19 protein-coding genes are annotated in these 19,258 nt (G+C 61.0%); 7 read left to right on the top strand and 12 right to left on the bottom strand.

The features are described 5' to 3' along the window. Positions 1-23 precede the first annotated feature (23 nt). Positions 24-626: a hypothetical protein gene (locus ACTJKT_RS05335; RefSeq protein ID WP_007931772.1), complete on the bottom strand. Its 603-nt coding sequence runs from the start codon at positions 624-626 to the stop codon at positions 24-26. A 144-nt stretch (positions 627-770) separates the two neighbouring features. Here ACTJKT_RS05335 and ACTJKT_RS05330 point away from each other — a divergent pair, with 144 nt between their 5' ends. Both ACTJKT_RS05330 and ACTJKT_RS05325 read left to right on the top strand, forming a co-directional pair. Continuing rightward, positions 771-1,562, top strand: coding sequence for a dienelactone hydrolase family protein (locus ACTJKT_RS05330; protein WP_440786423.1), 792 nt, complete (start codon positions 771-773; stop codon positions 1,560-1,562). A 106-nt stretch (positions 1,563-1,668) separates the two neighbouring features. Further along, positions 1,669-2,394, top strand: coding sequence for a 4'-phosphopantetheinyl transferase family protein (locus ACTJKT_RS05325; protein WP_440786422.1), 726 nt, complete (start codon positions 1,669-1,671; stop codon positions 2,392-2,394). A 27-nt stretch (positions 2,395-2,421) separates the two neighbouring features. Here the strand turns inward: ACTJKT_RS05325 and ACTJKT_RS05320 are convergent, their stop codons facing one another. From ACTJKT_RS05320 to ACTJKT_RS05310, 3 genes are all read right to left on the bottom strand, one after another. Next, positions 2,422-4,032, bottom strand: coding sequence for an ATP-binding protein (locus tag ACTJKT_RS05320; protein WP_038576785.1), 1,611 nt, complete (start codon positions 4,030-4,032; stop codon positions 2,422-2,424). Beyond that, positions 4,029-4,754, bottom strand: coding sequence for a winged helix-turn-helix domain-containing protein (locus tag ACTJKT_RS05315; RefSeq protein WP_097304691.1), 726 nt, complete (start codon positions 4,752-4,754; stop codon positions 4,029-4,031). Before ACTJKT_RS05315 ends, ACTJKT_RS05320 begins: the two co-directional genes overlap by 4 nt. Before the next feature lie 364 nt (positions 4,755-5,118). Further along, on the bottom strand, positions 5,119-5,286 hold the full coding sequence (locus ACTJKT_RS05310) for a hypothetical protein (protein ID WP_155274260.1): 168 nt from the start codon (positions 5,284-5,286) through the stop codon (positions 5,119-5,121). 199 nt (positions 5,287-5,485) lie between these two features. Between ACTJKT_RS05310 and ACTJKT_RS05305 the strand changes: the two genes are divergently transcribed. Continuing rightward, a complete protein-coding gene (locus ACTJKT_RS05305) occupies positions 5,486-8,377 on the top strand; it encodes a ribonucleoside-diphosphate reductase subunit alpha (protein WP_097304692.1) in 2,892 nt (963 codons plus the stop codon). 366 nt (positions 8,378-8,743) lie between these two features. Here the strand turns inward: ACTJKT_RS05305 and flgE are convergent, their stop codons facing one another. From flgE to ACTJKT_RS05275, 6 genes are all read right to left on the bottom strand, one after another. Next, complete coding sequence (flgE, locus tag ACTJKT_RS05300; protein WP_440786421.1) at positions 8,744-10,069, bottom strand: flagellar hook protein FlgE; 1,326 nt, start codon at positions 10,067-10,069, stop codon at positions 8,744-8,746. 30 nt (positions 10,070-10,099) lie between these two features. Continuing rightward, positions 10,100-10,828 carry a flagellar hook assembly protein FlgD gene (gene flgD, locus ACTJKT_RS05295; protein WP_097304694.1) on the bottom strand — a complete coding sequence of 243 codons (729 nt, stop codon included), beginning with the start codon at positions 10,826-10,828 and terminating at the stop codon, positions 10,100-10,102. Positions 10,829-10,843: 15 nt separating this feature from the next. Continuing rightward, positions 10,844-11,287 (bottom strand): flagellar basal body rod protein FlgC, encoded by a 444-nt coding sequence (gene flgC, locus ACTJKT_RS05290; protein ID WP_007921629.1) that lies wholly within the window; start codon positions 11,285-11,287, stop codon positions 10,844-10,846. A gap of 3 nt (positions 11,288-11,290) precedes the next feature. Then, positions 11,291-11,698, bottom strand: a complete 408-nt coding sequence (gene flgB, locus ACTJKT_RS05285) for a flagellar basal body rod protein FlgB (protein WP_097304695.1) — start codon at positions 11,696-11,698, stop codon at positions 11,291-11,293. Positions 11,699-11,940: 242 nt separating this feature from the next. Further along, the gene (gene cheR / locus ACTJKT_RS05280) at positions 11,941-12,768 is read right to left on the bottom strand and encodes a protein-glutamate O-methyltransferase CheR (RefSeq protein ID WP_440786420.1); all 828 of its coding nucleotides are present in this window, start codon (positions 12,766-12,768) and stop codon (positions 11,941-11,943) included. A gap of 44 nt (positions 12,769-12,812) precedes the next feature. Then, a complete protein-coding gene (locus ACTJKT_RS05275; RefSeq protein WP_007921626.1) occupies positions 12,813-13,745 on the bottom strand; it encodes a chemotaxis protein CheV in 933 nt (310 codons plus the stop codon). A gap of 74 nt (positions 13,746-13,819) precedes the next feature. Here ACTJKT_RS05275 and flgA point away from each other — a divergent pair, with 74 nt between their 5' ends. From flgA to ACTJKT_RS05255, 4 genes are all read left to right on the top strand, one after another. Then, positions 13,820-14,581: a flagellar basal body P-ring formation chaperone FlgA gene (gene flgA / locus ACTJKT_RS05270; RefSeq protein ID WP_440786419.1), complete on the top strand. Its 762-nt coding sequence runs from the start codon at positions 13,820-13,822 to the stop codon at positions 14,579-14,581. Positions 14,582-14,731: 150 nt separating this feature from the next. Then, positions 14,732-15,052, top strand: coding sequence for a flagellar biosynthesis anti-sigma factor FlgM (flgM, locus tag ACTJKT_RS05265; protein WP_009045139.1), 321 nt, complete (start codon positions 14,732-14,734; stop codon positions 15,050-15,052). A gap of 50 nt (positions 15,053-15,102) precedes the next feature. Further along, positions 15,103-15,570 (top strand): flagella synthesis protein FlgN, encoded by a 468-nt coding sequence (locus ACTJKT_RS05260; protein WP_440786418.1) that lies wholly within the window; start codon positions 15,103-15,105, stop codon positions 15,568-15,570. Positions 15,571-15,665: 95 nt separating this feature from the next. Then, positions 15,666-16,412 carry a flagellar brake protein gene (locus ACTJKT_RS05255; protein WP_025805701.1) on the top strand — a complete coding sequence of 249 codons (747 nt, stop codon included), beginning with the start codon at positions 15,666-15,668 and terminating at the stop codon, positions 16,410-16,412. Between the two features lie 58 nt (positions 16,413-16,470). On the opposite strand, the gene ACTJKT_RS05250 is transcribed toward ACTJKT_RS05255, so the two are convergent. Then, positions 16,471-17,850 (bottom strand): MFS transporter, encoded by a 1,380-nt coding sequence (locus tag ACTJKT_RS05250; protein WP_440786417.1) that lies wholly within the window; start codon positions 17,848-17,850, stop codon positions 16,471-16,473. A 71-nt stretch (positions 17,851-17,921) separates the two neighbouring features. Continuing rightward, the gene (locus ACTJKT_RS05245) at positions 17,922-19,163 is read right to left on the bottom strand and encodes a glutamine synthetase family protein (RefSeq protein WP_440786588.1); all 1,242 of its coding nucleotides are present in this window, start codon (positions 19,161-19,163) and stop codon (positions 17,922-17,924) included. Between the last annotated feature and the right edge of the window lie 95 nt (positions 19,164-19,258).

Here is a 19,258-nt window from a genome sequence, read left to right as displayed (position 1 = left end):
GCGGTCAGAACCAGGACGGAATGTTAGAAAGCGTAGTTGGCCGACAGGTAGGTCTGGGCGCTGCTGGTCAGGCTCAGCGAACCCTGCTTGCTGCCACTGCGCTCGCTCATCTCGGTGCTGGCATTGCTGCGCAGGTAACGGTAACCCAGTTCGACCGAAGTGTTCTGTGAAACCTGCTGCAGGACACCGGCCTGCACGCCAACGGCATAACCGATGTCGCTGTCGCGGCTGAAGCCTGGGGAATCCTGGGTCAGCTTGGTCAGGCCCGCGGTACCGCCGCCGAACAGCTTGGTGCTGCTGGTCACTGGCAGGAACACATCGTAGCTGCCGAGCAGGTTTTCCTGGCGCAGTTTAATGCCATTGTGGGAACCGGAGACATTGTCGTAGGTGGCGTAGTAGCGGTGCTGGTCATTCTGCTGACCCAGGCGCACGCCCCAGGTGTTGTCCTTGCCGATCACACCGTCGGCGTTCGGGTTGTTCAGGTTGCTGTTGAGCAGGCTGGACTTCTTGACCTTGTCGCTGGTCTGGCCGTAGGTAAGGCTGGCGAAGTTGCTGTCGGCGGCCTGGACGACAGCGCTGGCGCCGAGAACAGTGAAGGCCAGGATCATCTTCTTGAAAGTAGTCATGGGGGTGTTTCCTCATTCGCTATGTGTTTTTGGGTACGGGGCCAGACTACCGACCCCGCCCTGAACTCCCCCTGAACACACTCTGAACCTCGGCTGAATCAAATCGACTCGGCTGTCTGGCAGTCTTTTAAAGGAGAACGGACCATGCGCGCGCTTTTCGCTTGCTTGTTGTTGGCTTTCTGCGGCTTGAGCCAGGCAGCCATCAAGACCCAGGAAATCCCCTATCAGAGCCCTGACGGCACCCGGTTCATCGGCTACTACGCCTATGACGACAGCCTGCAAGGGCCACGTCCCGGAGTGGTAGTGGTGCATGAATGGTGGGGCCTGAACGACTACGCCAAACGCCGGGCCCGGGACCTAGCGGCCTTGGGCTACAGCGCCCTGGCCATCGATATGTACGGCGACGGCAAGAACACCGAGCACCCGAAAGACGCCATGGCCTTCATGCAGGCCGCCTCGAAAGACAGTGCCGCCGCCAGCGCGCGCTTCAAGGCCGGGCTCGATTTGCTGAAGAAACAACCGCAGACCGACCCGGACAAGCTGGCCGCGATCGGCTACTGCTTCGGCGGCAAGGTGGTGCTGGATGCAGCGCGCCAGGGCCTGCCTCTACTGGGGGTGGTGAGTTTCCATGGCGCCCTGGTCACCAACACCCCGGCCACCCCGGGCAGCGTCAAGGCGAAAATCCTGGTCGAACACGGCGCCCTCGACAGCATGGTCACCGCCGATAACGTCAGCGCCTTCAAGGCAGAAATGGACAAGGCCGGCGCCGACTACCAGTTCGTCAACCTCGAGGGCGCCAAACACAGCTTCAGCAATCCGGATGCCGACCGCATGAGCCACGGCGAACATGGCGGGCTGGACATCGGCTACAACAAGGCCGCCGATGAACGCTCATGGGCGGACATGCAGGCGCTCTTCAAGAAACTGTTCGACTGATCCCCCACCGACCGCCCCGGGGGGGCCTCAACTCCCGGGACAGCGGCATCAAGGCCGACAGTTGCCAGGCTACCCTCCAGCCTTACAACCCGGCAAAATGCCTGGCATGAATCTCATCCCTACTCTCCCCGCCTGCTGCACCCCACTCGACGACCAGTGGCCGCTGCCCGACGCCCTGCCGGACACCGTCCTGCTCGGCACCCATTTCGATGCTTCGCGCCTGGCCAGCGACGACTTCCAACTCAGCGCCATCGAGCCGCCCGCAAGCATTCAACGTTCGGTGGCAAAACGGCAGGCCGAGTTTCTCGCCGGGCGCTTCTGCGCCCGCGCCGCTCTGCAACGCCTGGACGGCCTGGACTGCATTCCGCCGATCGGCGAGGACCGGGCGCCAGTCTGGCCGGCGCACATCAGCGGCTCGATCACCCACAGCACCGGGCGTGCCGCGGCGATCGTCGCGCGCAAGGAGCATTGGCGCGGGCTGGGCATGGACCTGGAGAACCTGCTCAACACCGAACGGGCGGAACGCCTGGCGGGAGAAATCCTCATCCCGGCCGAAATGCAGCGCATGGCCGCCGCCCCACGGGAGCAACTGGCGCTCTGGGTCACCCTGACCTTTTCGGTGAAGGAAAGCCTGTTCAAGGCGCTGTACCCGATCGTCCAGCGACGCTTCTATTTCGAACACGCCGAAGTGCTGGAGTGGACGGCCAGCGGCCAGATCCGCCTGCGCCTGCTGACCGACCTGTCCAGCGAATGGCGCAGTGGCAGCGAGCTGGACGCGCAATTTGCGCTACAAGACGGACAACTGCTGAGTCTGGTCAGCATCCGGGCTTGATGCCCGGCTGAACCTGAGCGCAAGCCCTCAACCTTTATCCTGATGCCGTGGCCAACTCAAGCTGAAGCAGGCGCCGCCGAGGGTCTTGCTCCTGCTGATCAACGCCCGGCCGTCGTGCCAGTGAATGATCCGCCGCACGATCGACAAGCCCAGGCCGTGACCGCCCGAAGCGCGGGTACGGCTGTCATCCAGGCGCAGGAACGGGGTAAAGATCCGCTCCCAGGCGCTTTCCGGAACCCCCGGGCCATCGTCCTCGACGTCGACCCGGCAACGCATCTGCCCCACCTGGTAACTGACCAGCACCTGCGACTCGGCGTGGCGCATGGCGTTGCTCACCAGGTTCTGCAACGCCCGATGCAGATAGCGCGGCTCGGCCTCGACCCAGGCGCCATCGCAATCCGCCGCGGACAGGCACGAACCGCGCTGCACCTTGACCTGCGCCCGCAACGGCGCCAGCTCGCTGATCACCTGGTTGATCAGGGCATCCAGATCGATGCGCTGGAAGTTCAGCGCCGGCGAACCCTGCTCCAGCCGCGCATAGGTGAGCATTTCGTCCACCAGCCGGTCGAGGTCCTGGATATCGTTGTCCATGCCCTCCATATACTTGTCCCGGGCCTGGGGCGTCGTCGCCGAGCCGATCATCTCCAGGCCGAAGCGCAGGCGCGCCACCGGCGTGCGCAACTCGTGGGACACCGCGCGCACCAGCTCGCGCTGGATCGCCAGCAAGCGCTGCAAGTGCTCGGCCATGCCGTTGAAGGCCGCCGCCAGCCGCCCCACGGAGTCGGCGCCACCGGCCGGCACCCGGGCTTCCAGGCTGCCCTTGGCAATGCGCGTGGCCGCCGACTCCAGGCCACGCAAGCGTCGCTCCAGCTGACGTACCAATAAATAGACGATCAGGCCGATCAGGCTCAGGCCCAGCACCGCGATCAATACCAGCCACTGCGGTGGGTAGGGATTCATCTGGTACAGCGGGCCGATTTCCAGCACCCAGGGCGTACCCACCATGCCCGCGAACACCCGGATCGAGTCGCCGCCCTTGCCCAGGGCCATCACCGTATCGCCTTCGGAAACCCGGCGGCGCTGGTCCTCGTCCATGTCCGCGTCGTCCTGGGTGACCAGGTGCATATCGAAGCCGAAGCCCTTGTCCTTTTTCAGCGCCGCCAGGCGTTCCGGCTGCTCGGCCACTGGAAAGCGCACCAACTCGTCGGCCAGCAAATAGATAGTGGCCCGCGCCAGCTGCTCGCTGATCTGCTGCACCTCACCGGTCAGCAACAGTTGTTCCCGCTCGCTGACCAGACGATAGACCCGCGCCGCGTAAGGCCCGGTCTGCTCCACCAGGGCCTGGCCACGCAGCACCCGGTTGCGCTGCCCGAGGTCGAGGCCGGTCTGGGTGAAGGTTTGCAGGGTCAGCGGAATACCCAACAAGCGCTCCCACACCGCCAGGGCACGGCGGCGCTCGATTTCGCTCATGGGTTGCAGGTTGTCGGCCATCAGCGAGAACGTGCCGTGGGCCAGGCGCTCGCGGTATTGCTCGCTGCGCACCTGGTTGAGCAGGTGCAGCGCCAGCACACCCAACAGCGCCACCAGAATCAGGGCAGCGCACATGCCACCGTAGATGCGCAGGAATATGGAGTTCACGGCAACAGGTCGGCAGCGGCTTCGGGGACGAACAGATAACCCTTGCTGCGGATGGTCTTGATCAGCCGCGGGTGTTCCGGGTCGTCGCCGATTTTCGGGCGGATCCGCGAAATGCGCACATCGATGGAACGGTCCTGGCCGTCATAGCCGATGCCGCGCAGGGCGGTGAAGATTTCCTCGCGGGACAGAATGCGCCCGGCGTTGGCCACCAGCAGCCAGAGCAGGTCGAACTCGGCGCTGGTCAACTCGATACCGGCATCGTGCAGCCAGGCTTCGCGCAAGGCGCTGTCCACCACCAGCGGGCCGAATTGCAGGCGCCGGGATTTCTCCGGCGCGGCGCCTTCCACGGGCTCGCTGCGCCGCAACAGGGCCTGGATCCTGGCCAGCAACAGACGTGGGCGGACCGGCTTGCACACGTAATCGTCGGCACCGGTGTCCAGCCCCAGCACCTGGTCCATGTCGTCGGTGCGCGCGGTCAGCATCAGGATCGGCCCGTCATAACGATCGCGGACCTTGCGGCAAATGCTCAGGCCATCCTCACCGGGCAGCATCAGGTCGAGGATCACCAGATCGGGTTGTTCGGCAATGATCCGCGCCGCGGCCAGGGCACCATTGCCCTCGATGGCGACGCGCAGTCCGTTGCTCTGCAGATATTCACAGGTCAACTCGGCCAGTCGCTGATCGTCCTCGACGATCAATATCTGCCACGCTTCTTGCTCCACAGTGACCTCTGCTTGCCAGATAGGGGCTCAGGAAGAATCCGCCCGTCTTTTTGTAATGTGAAATGGATAAAACGATGTATCGAAGGCCCGATTGTAGCAACGGCAAAGGCCGTGAACACAAGGCGCTGAATGCGCTCGGTAAAGGCGTTTTTTTGTGATAGGGTTCGCGCCCGCAAAAATCCGCCCCGGGCAGTTTTGCAGGGTAAAAAACAGTGACAAACGGTAGGATCCAGCCCTGCTGCGGCCTGCGTGAGGTTTACCTGCTTCATACACAATTTACGCACAACCTTATCCACAGGCTGTGCGTTGCAATCACCCCCAAAAACGCATTATCTTGTAGCTCGGCCGCAAAAAAACCCTACATCTAGGGTTTCAGGCCAAAAACCAAACACAAATCAGACAAGAAACTCAAGCGCTTTTCTTGCACTCGTTTGGTGGAACCAATCGGATTTTCAGAAGCCAAACCGCGCGTGCGGATGGCTGCGGTTTTCCAGCCCACGGCAAGGAAAACGGTACGGGTGTTGCAGTACATGACTGTCACCCATCAGGAATACGGTCACGAGCCACTGGCTCGCGACCTATGACTTCGGCATGGAAGCGGCGCCAACAGCCCCCCTTCCTGAACTGTCCCGAAGTCGTTATGCCCGGCGTGCGCCGGTTGTAGTGCTTCAGGACGGAACGGTGGGCACCCAAAGGGTGCCCAAACAAACATAGAGAACGTGGAGACACCCATGCAAACCGACACAACTCGCGAGAACCCGCAGGCCAAAGCGCCGCAGGCTGCCGATTCCAACCTGGATCTGTCTGCCACCGCGCCTGGCCAACTGCGAGTGATCAAGCGTAACGGCACTGTCGTTCCTTATACCGATGACAAAATCACCGTCGCCATCACCAAAGCGTTTCTCGCAGTTGAAGGCGGCACCGCTGCCGCTTCGTCGCGAATCCACGACACCGTCGCTCGCCTGACCGAACAGGTCACCGCCACCTTCAAGCGTCGCATGCCTTCGGGCGGCACCATCCACATCGAAGAGATCCAGGACCAGGTCGAACTGGCCCTGATGCGTGCCGGCGAGCAGAAAGTTGCCCGCGACTACGTGATCTACCGTGACTCGCGCGCCAAAGAACGCGCCACCCGCACACCAAGCGAAGAGCCGGTGCAGGCTCACCCATCGATCCGTATCACCCGCACCGACGGCAGCTTCGCGCCTCTGGACATGGGCCGCCTGAACACCATCGTCACCGAAGCCTGCGAAGGCCTGGAAGAAGTCGACGGCGACCTGATCCAGCGCGAAACCCTGAAGAACCTCTACGACGGCGTAGCGCTCAAGGACGTCAACACCGCCCTGGTGATGACCGCGCGCACCCTGGTAGAGCGCGAGCCGAACTACTCGTTCGTGACCGCCCGCCTGCTGATGGACACCCTGCGCGCCGAAGGCCTGAGCTTCCTGGAAGTGGCCGAGAGCGCCACTCACCACGAGATGGCCGACCTGTACGCCAAGGCACTGCCGGCCTACGTCGCCAAAGGTATCGAGTTCGAACTGCTGAACCCTGTGCTGGCTGACTTCGACCTGGAAAAACTCGGCAAGGCGATCAACCACGAGCGCGACCAGCAGTTCACCTACCTGGGCCTGCAGACCCTGTACGACCGTTACTTCATCCACAAGGACGGCGTGCGTTTCGAACTGCCGCAGATCTTCTTCATGCGCGTGGCCATGGGCCTGGCGATCGAAGAGAAGCAGAAAGAAGACCGTGCCATCGAGTTCTACAACCTGCTGTCGTCCTTCGACTACATGGCTTCGACCCCGACCCTGTTCAACGCCGGTACCCTGCGTCCACAGCTGTCGAGCTGCTACCTGACCACCGTGCCGGACGACCTGTCGGGCATCTACGGCGCCATCCACGACAACGCCATGCTGTCGAAATTCGCCGGCGGCCTGGGCAACGACTGGACTCCGGTGCGTGCGCTGGGTTCCTACATCAAGGGCACCAACGGCAAGTCCCAGGGCGTCGTGCCCTTCCTGAAAGTGGTCAACGACACCGCCGTAGCCGTGAACCAGGGTGGCAAGCGCAAAGGCGCTGTATGTGCCTACCTGGAAACCTGGCACATGGACATCGAAGAGTTCATCGAGCTGCGCAAGAACACCGGTGACGATCGTCGTCGTACCCACGACATGAACACCGCCAACTGGATCCCTGACCTGTTCATGAAGCGCGTCTTCGACGACGGCAAGTGGACCCTGTTCTCGCCATCGGAAGTGCCGGACCTGCACGACCTGACCGGCAAGGCCTTCGAAGAGCGCTACGAGTACTACGAAGCCCTGTGCGAATACGGCAAGATCAAGCTGTTCAAGACCATCCAGGCCAAAGACCTGTGGCGCAAGATGCTGTCCATGCTGTTCGAAACCGGCCACCCTTGGCTGACCTTCAAGGACCCGTGCAACCTGCGCAGCCCGCAGCAGCACGTGGGCGTGGTCCACAGCTCGAACCTGTGCACCGAGATCACCTTGAACACCAACAAGGACGAGATCGCCGTTTGCAACCTGGGCTCGATCAACCTGCCGAACCACATCGTCGACGGCAAGCTGGACACCGCCAAGCTGCAACGCACCGTGAACACCGCCGTGCGCATGCTCGATAACGTGATCGACATCAACTACTACTCGGTACCGCAGGCGAAGAACTCCAACTTCAAGCACCGTCCGGTCGGTCTGGGCATCATGGGCTTCCAGGACGCGCTGTACCTGCAGCACATCCCTTACGGTTCCGACGCTGCCGTCGACTTCGCCGACAAGTCCATGGAAGCGGTGAGCTTCTACGCGATCCAGGCGTCCTGCGACCTGGCCGACGAGCGTGGCGCCTACGAGACGTTCCAGGGCTCGCTGTGGTCCAAAGGCATCCTGCCGCTGGATTCGCAACAGATCCTGATCGAAGCCCGTGGCCAGAAGTACATCGATGTCGACCTGAACGAAACCCTGGACTGGGCACCGGTGCGCGCCCGTGTACAGAAAGGTATTCGTAACTCCAACATCATGGCCATCGCTCCGACCGCGACCATCGCCAACATCACCGGCGTATCGCAGTCGATCGAACCGACCTACCAGAACCTGTATGTGAAATCGAACCTGTCGGGCGAATTCACCGTGATCAACCCCTACCTGGTTCGCGACCTCAAGGCTCGCGGCCTGTGGGACTCGGTCATGATCAACGACCTGAAGTACTACGACGGTTCCGTGCAGCAGATCGAGCGCATCCCGCAAGAACTCAAAGAGCTCTACGCGACTGCCTTCGAAGTGGAAACCAAGTGGATCGTCGACGCCGCCAGCCGCCGCCAGAAGTGGATCGACCAGGCTCAGTCGCTGAACCTCTACATCGCCGGCGCTTCGGGCAAGAAGCTCGACGTGACCTACCGCATGGCCTGGTACCGTGGCCTGAAAACCACTTACTACCTCCGTGCCCTGGCCGCGACCAGCACCGAGAAGTCGACCATCAACACCGGCAAGCTGAACGCTGTTTCCAGCGGCGGCAACCACGGTGACGACTCGGTCCTGGCCGCTCCAGCCGGTCCTGCTCCAGTGCCGAAGGCTTGCGCCATCGACGAGCCGGATTGCGAAGCTTGCCAATAAGCTGAGCCGATAGGCGCCTCCCCCGGCGCTTATCCGAACCCCCGACAGGCCCCTGGCCTGCCGGGGGTTTTCTTTTGCCTGGGAAAAAGCCACAGCCCTGTAGCCGCTGCCGAGCCCGCGAGGCTGCGTTCGAGGACGAAGTCCTCGCAAACCTGTTGCGCACGACTTACCAGAAACGCCCGTCTTTACGCCCCCCCAGTTGGATACAACCCCTTAGGGTTCGACAGCCGCGACAAACGCGCCACCTGCGCATCATCGCGAGCAAGCTTCGCTCCTACAGAAGCGGGCCGGGGGTCGATGAACTCTGCAGGCACAAAAAAGCCCCTGCGGTGAGGGGCTTTTTTTAGCGCTGTCAGCCAGCCATTATCAGGTCATCTGGATAATGGTCTGCATGATGGTGCTCTGGGTGGAGATGGTCTTGGCGTTCGCCTGGTAGTTGCTCTGGGCCTTGATCAGGTCCACCAGCTCGTTGGTCAGGTTGACGTTCGATTCTTCCAGGGAGTTGGACACGATCGAACCCAGGGTACCGGTTTCAGGAGCATCGTAGCCCGGTACGCCCGAAGCGTAGGTTTCTCTCCAACTGGTGCCGCCTACCGGCTGCAAGCCTTGTTCGTTGGTGAAGCTGGCCAGGGAGATCTGGCCGATGGCCTTGTTCTGGCTGTTGCTGAAGTTGGCGAACAGGGTACCGGTACCGTCGATGGTCAGGTTGGTGATCTGGCCAGTGGCGTAACCGTCCTGCACCGGCAGCGAACGCGCGGTATCGGCGTTGAACTGAGTGGTGCTGGTCATGGAGATGGTCACGCCGCCAGCATTGGCGCTGGCACCGTTGGCTGTCCACGTACCGTTGGTCACAGTGCCAGGCACCCAGCCCGCCAGGGTCAGGTTGTTGCCCGGATTAGGCGTAGTGGCAGGCGGAGTGATGACCGAAACCAGTTTGCCGGCAGAGTCGAAACTCATGGTCGATGCGACTGGAGCCGTAGCGCCGGTAGTGGTCGGAGCGGAGCCATCGAGGTTGCGACCATCGACCAGAGTGTAGGTCTTCCAGGTGTTGGCACCGGTTTTCACCATGTACTGGTCCAGCTTGTGCTCGTTGCCCTGGCTGTCATAGATCGGTGTGCTGAACTGCTTGGTGTAGGTTTCCACCTTGGTCGGATCGAAGGCAAAACCTGTCACGCTCTGGTCAATGACCTTTTCGGTGGAGTTCAGGTTGATGGTCGAGGATACCGAACTGGTGGACTTCGGCGACAGGTTCGAGGTGTCGATACGCAGGTCGGTCAGCACGCCGTTGACGATCTTGCCATTGCCATCGACCGCGTAACCTTGCAGGCGGGCGGTGCCATCGGTGTTGGTGATGTAGCCGTCCTTGTCGGTCTTGAAGGTACCGGCGCGGGTGTAGGTCAGCGAGCCGTTGTCGCTCAGCACGAAGAAACCCGAACCCTGGATACCCATGTCCAGTACGTTGCCGGTGTTGTTCACGTCGCCCTGGCCGAACTGCTGGGAAACGTTGGCCAGGCGCACGCCATTACCAATGGTCTTGCTGCCGGTGCCCAGCTTGGTGGCCGAGTAGACGTCGGCGAATTCGGCACGGGACGATTTGAAGCCGGTGGTCGCCACGTTGGCGATGTTGTTGCCGGTCACGTCCAGTTGCTTGTTGGCAGCATAGAGACCGCTAAGGCCAATATTAAAAGACATATTCCACTCCTTGTGCCGCGTTAGTCGGCTCTAGATACCAATGGTTTGAACTTTGGAGAGCGCCACGGGGCTGCTCAGTCCTGCGAGGTTCAACATCAGCTCACCGCCGGTCTGGCTGATGGTGACGCTGTTGACCGTCGCAGGCAGGTAAGTGACCAGGTCGGTCGCCTTGCCATCGATCTTTGTGCTGGCCTTGAAGCTGTAGTTGCCCGGATCGGCCTTGGTACCGTCGGTCTTGGTGCCGTCCCAGACGAAGCTGGTGCTGCCGGCCTTCTGACTCCCCAGGTCGATGGTCTTGACCGCCTTGCCATCCTTGTCGGTGATGGTCACGGTGACACCGCTGACGCCGGTAGGCACAGTCACCGAACCGGTCATGCTCTTGGTGGTATCGACCTGGGTGGTACCGGTCTGGACGATCACCGAACGCCCCACCAGGGACGAAGCCTGCAGGGCCTGGGACGACTTGTAGTTGCCAGTGATGGAGTTCACCGAGGTATTGAGGGTGGTGATCCCTTCCAGGGTGGAGAACTGCGCCAACTGGGCAACGAACGCACTGTTGTCCTGCGGGTCCAGCGGGTTCTGGTTTTTCAGCTGGGTCACCAGCAGCTTCAGGAACGCGTCCTTGCCCAGCTCATTTTTGCCCTTGACGCTATTGGTGGCCGCCGCCAGGCCGTCATTGCTGGTGGTCGGGGTCTTCTTCGAGGAGTTCGCAAGGATCTCCTTGAGCGTCAGGCCACTGGTGGTATCGGTAACACTCATCTGAGTCGCCCCTTATCACTGACCGAGGGTCAGGACCTTCTGCATCATGGTTTTGGCGGTGTTCATCATTTCTGCGTTGGTCTGGAACGAGCGGCTGGCGGAAATCATGTCGGCCATTTCTTCCACCACGTTGACGTTGGGGTAGTAGACATACCCCTTGGCGTCAGCGGCCGGATGGTTAGGCTCGTAACGCGCCTCGAGGTTGCTCTGGTCCTCGACCACACCCAGCACCTGAACGCCCTGACCGGCCGCGTCCTGGTTCTGGAACAGCGACTCGCTGCCACCGCTTTGCGCACCCTGGAACATGGTGGCGAATACCGGATGGCGCGCACGGTAGGTCTGGTCGATGCTCGAAGAGACCGTCTCGGCGTTGGCGATGTTACTGGCGACGGTGTTCAAGCGAGTGGTCTGGGCACTCATGCCGCTACCGGCAATATTGAAAACACTGGCGAGGGACATGGATTACTCTCCGCGCAGGGCTGACACCAGCCCTTTGAATTTGCTGTTGAGCAGCGTGAAGCTGGCCTGGAAGTTCACCGAGTTCTCGGCATAGTTCGACTGTTCCAGTTGGGCATCCACGGTGTTCTGGTCGATCGACGGCTGCATCGGCGTGCGATACAGCAACGACTCGTTGCCGCTGCTCATGCCTTCGGCTTCGATGTGCCGGCTGTTGGTCATGTTCAGGGCAAAGGTGCCGTTCTTGGCTTTCTCGTTCTGCTCGGCGAGCACGGCGGAGAAATCCAGATCCCGAGCCTTGTAGTTCGGGGTGTCGGCGTTGGAGATGTTGTTGGCCAGCACCTCGGCACGCTTGGCGCGAAAGCCAAGGGCCTGCTCATGAATGCCGAGCGCTTTATCGAAGCTGATGCTCATGTCGGGAAACCTTCGACCAGATTTTTCGTAAGCTGGACATAGCAAGCTGCGTGCCAAGTGCTCGAACCCCGTAAATCAAGGCTTTGCCGGCAGCGGCAAAGCGGCAATGCCAGAAAAGCGGCAAGGCATTTCCGCGAAACGTCAGCAAAGCGGCAATGTCGTGATTGCCGCCCTGCGCCGCCGGCGGAGTCACGGGCACAAAAAAAGAGGCCCGAAGGCCTCTCTTTTCAACAACGACAATCTTACTTCGCCTGGTAAATGATCCCAGGGCTGCACTGGACCATCTGGTAGTGGTCGGGCAATCCATTGAGCGCTTCGGAAGCCCCGAGAAACAGGTAACCACCCGGTTTCAGAGTGCTGTGAATGCGCATCAGGATGTCCTTCTTCACCTCGGCGGAGAAGTAGATCAGCACATTGCGGCAGAACACGATGTCGAACTTGCCCAGACTGGCATAGCTGTCCAGCAGGTTGAACGAGCGGAACTCGACCCGGCTCTTGATCGGCGCCTTGACCACCCAGCGTCCCGGCCCCTTGGGGTCGAAATAACGCTGCAGGCGGTCGGCCGACAAACCGCGACCAATCGCCAGGCTGTCGTACTCGCCGGTCTTGCAGTTGTTCAGCATGGTCCCGGACAGGTCGGTGGCAACGATCTGCACCCCCATCTTCAGTTGCCCCATGTTGACCTTCTCGAACTCATCGATCGACATGGACAACGAATAGGGTTCCTGACCCGAGGAACAGGCCGCCGACCAGATGCGCAAGCGCTGGTTGGGGCTGGCCTTGATCGCTTCCGGCAAGACCTTGTTCTTCAACACCTCGAATGGATAGGTATCGCGAAACCACAGGGTTTCGTTGGTGGTCATGGCATCGACCACCATCTCCCGCAAACCGCTGCGCGGCTGGGTCTGAATGCGCTGAACCAGCTCCCCGAGGGACTTGATGCCTTGCTGTTCCATCAGTTTGTTGAGACGGCTCGACACCAGATATTGCTTGTTCTCGCCCAGCAAGATCCCACAGGCTTTTTCCAGGAACACCCGGAACTGTTCGAAATCCAAATTACCCGTAGACAATGATGCCGCCTCTTAAATCGTGTGACCGCCAGGGATGGATATCCCTAGCTGTTATCTGCTGCTTTGATCCGGTCGACAACCCGGGATGCCAGGTCATCAGGACGAAACTTGGCAAGGAAGTCATCGGCACCGACCTTCTTCACCATCGCCTGATTGAATACACCTGACAACGAAGTATGCAGGATGATATGCAGCTTTTGCATGCGTGGATCGTTGCGTATTTCGGCCGTGAGGGTGTAGCCATCCATCTCCGGCATCTCGATGTCGGAGATCATCATCAGAAACTCTTCTTCAGGCTTCTTGCCCTCGTCGACCAGCTTGCGCAGGTAGTCCAGCGCTTGCCGGCCATCGTTCAGGGCCACCACTTCGACCCCCACGGTCTGCAGGCAACGCGTGACCTGCTTGCGCGCCACTGACGAGTCATCGACCGTCAGCACCCGCAGTGAAACAGCCTTGTGCTGAGTCTCGACATCCACCACGCCCACCGAAATGGTCTCGGGCGTCGGCGCGACCTCGGCCAGCACCTTCTCGACGTCGATGATTTCCACCAACTGATTGTCGACCCGCGTCACCGCCGTCAGGTAGTGATCGCGCCCCGTCCCCTTGGGTGGCGGATGGATCTCCTCCCAGTTCATGTTGACGATGCGCTCGACCGAGCGCACCAGAAACCCCTGGGTCTTGGTGTTGTACTCAGTGATGATGACAAAGGGGTTGCTCAGATCCTGCAGCCCGCCCGAACCGGTGGCCATCGCCAGGTCCAGGATCGGAATGGTCGCCCCTCGAATATTCGCGACACCGCACACCACAGGACTGGATTTGGGCATCAACGTCAGTTTGGGGCATTGCAGCACCTCCCGAACCTTGAACACGTTGATCCCATAGAGCTGCTGCCCGTCGAGACGGAACAACAGCAGCTCAAGGCGATTCTGCCCTACCAGTTGCGTGCGCTGGTTCACCGAATCCATTACACCAGCCATGCCCAGACTCCCCAAAGCTTAAGATCCGACGCGCGCTCATCGCTAAACGGCACGGCGCTTGCTTTTTAACTGTTATGAACGCCAAAACGACATTTTCCCGACGCCTGATATCAAACTACCGCAGATTGCTGTACGGGCTGTCGGCTTTGTTTCTTTTAAACCCTGGCCATCCTGCCGTTGCTGACTCGGTAACCCTGCCTGATCTACTTATCGGCGTCACTCAGGGGTTTCTTGAATTCACCGTAGAAGACTATCTGGCAACCAGTCAAACGCCTGGGCGCTACGAGATCCAGGTCAATCAGCTCGACCCGCGGCTGCGCATGCCGCACTGCGACAAGGAATTGACAGCGACCCTGGAAAGCCCGGCGCAACCGCTGGGACGCGTGACCGTTCGCGTCCGCTGCGACGGCGCCTCGCCCTGGACCGTGTTCGTGCCCGCCCAGGTCAAGCTGTTCCGCGAAGTGGTGACCACCACCCGGCCACTCAAGCGCGCCGGCATCATCAGCCCCGACGACGTGATACTACGCGAGCGCGATATCGGCCAGATCAGCCAGGGCTATCTGACTTCAGTGGACCAGGCCATCGGGCAGAAGCTTGTCCGACCAATGGTCGCCGACCAACTCGTCACCCTGGTTCACCTGGAACAGGCGGAAGTGGTGCGCAAGGGCGATCAGGTGGTGATCTCCGCCCGCAGCGGCACGCTGAACGTGAAAATGCCCGGCGAAGCCCTGTCCAATGGCGGCATGAGCGAGCAGATACGGGTCAAGAACCTCAATTCACAACGGGTCATCAAAGCGCGGATCACCGCGCCGGGACAGGTGGAAGTCGCGATGTAGACGACTGGCGCTGTGCACTGTTGCCCCCTAAACTGTGGCCCATGCAGGGCAACAGCGGCGCGTGCGGGCTTATCGATATTTGAGCCTAAAGTTTTCCGGGGTATTGCCGAAAACAAGTCAAGCGTCCAAATACCCAGAGGTTTTTTTACCATGGTCATCGATTTCAGCCGTTTAAACAGCTCTCCCTCACTCACCGGCAGCACGCGCACCAGCGCCAGCAAGGAAACCGGCGACGCCGACAAGTCCGCGCCGCTGAACGCTCCGGCCGAACAGGCCAGCACCAGCGGGGAGTCGGTACACCTCAGCAATGAGGCTCAACAGTTGCAGAAGATCACTGACAAGCTGCGCGACCAGCCTGCCGTCGACAACGCCCGCGTGGCCGAGTTGAAGCAAGCGATTGCCGATGGCAGCTATAAAGTCGACAGCAACCGTGTAGCCAGCAAACTGCTCAATTTCGAAGCCCAGCGCTAGCCAATAAGGCCTGCGCCAGTTTTTTGGACGCTTAAAACCCAAGGCCATACATGCACGACACTAATTTGCTGCAACTGATCACTGACGACTTTGCTCCAGCTCAACAATTGCTGGAATTGCTGCACACCGAATCCCTCGCCCTGCACGGTCGCGACATGCCGCTGCTGGAAGAGATTCTCGCGCAGAAGCAAGCCCTGATCATTTTGCTCGAGCAGCATGGCCGCAAACGCAGCGAAATCCTCGCCAGCCTGAATCTGCCTGTCAGCCGCGCCGGCCTGGAACAACTGGCCAGCCATTCCTCGATTGGCGACCAGTTGCTGGCCCAGAGCGATGTGCTGACCCAGATGCTTGCCGATTGCCAGGCGGCGAACGAACTCAACGGTCGTTCGATCCAGGTTCAACAGGCCACCACCGCCAATCAATTGAAAATTCTCACCGGTGGCGAGCCTCCAGCCCTCTATGATGCCCGCGGCTCAACCGCCAAGCTGGCCAAGCCTCGCCCGCTTAGCCAGGCTTGACCCCAGAGATGAGCGCGCCCTATCAAGTCGCGGAACATGCTGGCAAAATGCTGGCTCTTGCGTGTAGTCGTATTTTGTCTGGAGATTGATGAACCGTGTTCAATGCCGTAAACGCAGAAGATGCGCCGCAGCCACCCAAGGTGCTCACCACCCCCTTGGAAATCAACTCCACGCTGCGCTTGCTGCAAGACAGCCATGACCCGCTGATCATCACTTTCCACGAACGCAGCCAGCGCTTCCAAAGCTATCTGGTCGAGGTCGATCGCGACAGCAACATGATCGCCCTGGACGAAATGATCCCTCGCGATGGCGAACGCTTCATGCTCGCCGGCGAACCGTTTCGCGTCGAAGGCTTTCACGACGGCGTGCGCATCGCCTGGGAAAGCAACGGCATCCCGACAATCGACGAATCCAATGGCGGACGCTGCTACCGCGGCACCCTGCCGGACGAAGTGGTCTATCACCAGCGCCGCAATGCCTTTCGCGCTGCCCTGAAGCTGGCCCAACTGGTCAACATCGAACTGGGCGGCGAAAAACTCAAGGCGCCGATCGCCGGCAAACTGCTGGATATCTCCGCTACCGGCTGCAAGCTGCGTTTCGATGGCGACATCTCCAGCCGCCTGCAACTGGGCCAGGTCTACGAGCGTTTTATCGCCGCCCTGCCCTTCGGCAGCATGACTGCTCCGGTGGAACTGCGTTACCTGCACCACGAAGAGAAGATCGACACGACTTTCGCCGGCGTGCGCTTCCATAACATGAGCGGTCTGGTTCAACGCCAGGTCGAGCGCTTCGTCTACCAGTTGCAACGCGAAGCCCGGCGCTTCGACAAAGACGACCTCTGAGACTCGCGGGTCGATAAAAAACGGGCAGTCCCTTGCGGCGACTGCCCGTTTTTCGTTTCTAGGGCCTGGCCCCACTGAACTGATCCGCCCCGGAATCATCCGGCTTCCCTACCGACCCCTCAACTTCATCCGCAGCATCTTCGGTCGCGACCGGGGGTTCGGCTTCCGGCGTGCTGCTCTGCTGCATCTGATCCTGCACCACCTGCTCGTCGACCCGCGGATCGAGCGCGGCCACCAACGGCGAACTGGACATGCTGTCCGGCATCGCCACGTGATGCAGCGGCGCATCGTCGACCTGATGCAGGTTGGTCACGGCTTTCGGCCGGATGCGCCAGACCAGTACCAGGGCAAAAAAGCTGAAGAACGCATAGAGCATCTGGCTGCCGAACAGCTTCATCAGCACCCCCGCCACCAACGGCCCGATACTGGCCCCGACGCCATAGGTCACCAGCAGCATAGCGGTCAAGGAGACCCGCCGATCGCCTTCGACATGGTCGTTGGAAAACGCCACCGCCAGCGGGTACAGGCAGAACTGCACCAGCGAACACAGGAATCCCAGGGCGAACAGCACCTCCAGCGGCACCTGAGGCAGAATCGCCAACGGCAAGGCTGCCACTGCCAGGAAGCAGGCAAAGCAGCGAATCAGCAGGGCCCGGTCGTAACGGTCGGACAACCACCCCAGCGGCCACTGCACCACCAGCCCGGCAAAAATGCAGCTGCCCATGAACAGGCCGACCTGCTCGGTACTCAAGCCCTGCTGGGATGCATACAGCGGCGCCAGACCATAGAACGAGCCGACGATCAGCCCCGACCCGAGCACCGTGCTCAGTGACTGCGGAACGCGCTTGATAAAGAAGCGCGGCTCCATGGGCGCCGGATGCAAAGGCGCCGGGTGAATGCGTCGGGTCATGGCCACCGGTACCAGGCACAGGGCAAAACACAGGGCCACCAGCATCAGCAATTCAGGCCCGAGGGCCGGGTGCATGACCAGAATCAGTTGCCCCAGGACCAGCCCCAGATACGAGGCGATCATGTAGCCGCTGAACACCAGCCCGCGCTGCTTGACGTCAGCCTGCTCGTTGAGCCAGCTTTCGATGACCATGTACTGGCACATCATGCCCAGGCCGACGATCATCCGCAGCACCAGCCAGGCCGGCAACCAGTCCACCAGGCCGTGCCCCAGCACCGCCGCGCCGACGATCCCGGCACAGGTGGCGTAGGCACGGATATGGCCGACCCGGGCAATCAGGCGGTGGCCAATCTTGCCGCCCAGCACCAGGCCGAAATAGTTGGCCGCCATCAAGGCGCCCACCCACAACCCGTCGACATGATCGGCGGCCAGGCGCAACGCCAGGTAGGTACTGAGTAAGCCCGAGCCGATCAACATCATCAGCGAGGCGAAATAAAGCGCTCGAAAGGATTTCCAGATTTGGCGCATCGGCGTTCCGAGCGGCTCCTTGAATTGAGCGTCGAGCCATCTGGACAGATAGCCCGACTGCGACGGTTCGGTTAAGCCTGGGCCGCTAAAACACGCCGCTCCCAGGGAGTTATTTCATCAAAGAAACTGGTCAACTCCATGGTCTTCGAAGCGAGGTAACCTTCGACGAACTCATTGCCGAACAATTCCTTGGCCAACTGGCTACGTTTCAGACGCTCGAGAGCGGCATGCAAGGTACAAGGCAAAGATAAACTGTCCGGCACGGCAAATTCACCCTGAATCGCCGGCGTCGGCTCCAGCTCGTTTTCGATGCCGTGCAAACCGGCCGCCAGGCTCGCGGCGATCGCCAGATACGGGTTGGCATCGGCGCCCGGCAAGCGGTTCTCGACCCGCCGCGCCACTGGCGAGCTGGCCGGAATGCGCAGACCCGCCGCCCGATTGTCATGGGACCAGCAGGCATTGTTCGGCGAGGCGTAAGGATGGCACAGGCGCTGGTAGGAGTTGACGTTCGGTGCGAACAGCGCAGTGAAATCCGCCATGCCCGCCTGCAGCCCGCCAATGAAGTGGCGGAACATTGCGGTCGGTTCTCCAGCCTCGTCGCTGAACACGTTACGTCCGCTGGCCGACTCGACCAGGCTCTGGTGAATATGCATCGAACTGCCCGGCGTGTGCGCCAGCGGCTTGGCCATGCACACCACGGTCAGGTCATGCTTGAGCGCCACTTCCTTGAGCAGGTGCTTGAACAGGAAGGTCTGGTCGGCCAGCAGCAGCGGATCGCCGTGCAGCAGATTGATCTCGAACTGGCTGACGCCCATTTCATGCATGAAGGTATCGCGCGGCAGGCCCAGTGCCGCCATGCAGGCGTAGACCTCACTGAAGAACGGCCGCAAACCGTTGTTGGAGCTGACGCTGAACGCCGAATGCCCGTCTTCGCGACGACCGTCCAGGCCAATAGGTGGCTGGAAAGGCTGGGTCGGATCGGTATTGGGAGCGAACACGAAGAACTCCAGCTCAGTCGCCACCACCGGCGCCAGGCCGCGAGCGGCGTACCGCGCGATGACCTGTTTGAGCTGGCCGCGGGTGGAAAGGCGCGAGCTTTCGCCGCTCAGTTCGTCCGCGTCGCAAATTGCCAGCGCGCGCGGCTGCGAGCTCCAGGGCAGGCGATGAATCTGTTGCGGGTCGGCATTGAGCGCCAGGTCGCCGTCGTCACTGCCGTAGAAACGCGCGGGAGGATAACCGCCCATGATGCATTGCAGCAGTACCCCGCGAGCCATCTGCAGACGCCGCCCTTCGAGGAAACCCTCGGCGGTCATCACCTTGCCCCGTGGCACGCCGTTCAGATCCGGAGTGACACATTCAATCTCGTCAATGCCCGTCAATCGCTGTGCGAGTGAACTGCGGCCATCGG

It is taken from the genome of Pseudomonas sp. 22526 (assembly GCF_052044735.1).
In the GTDB taxonomy this organism is placed as follows: domain Bacteria; phylum Pseudomonadota; class Gammaproteobacteria; order Pseudomonadales; family Pseudomonadaceae; genus Aquipseudomonas; species Aquipseudomonas piscium.
Note: the sequence above shows the minus strand (reverse complement) of the source record. Positions and strands in the feature narration are given on the sequence as shown.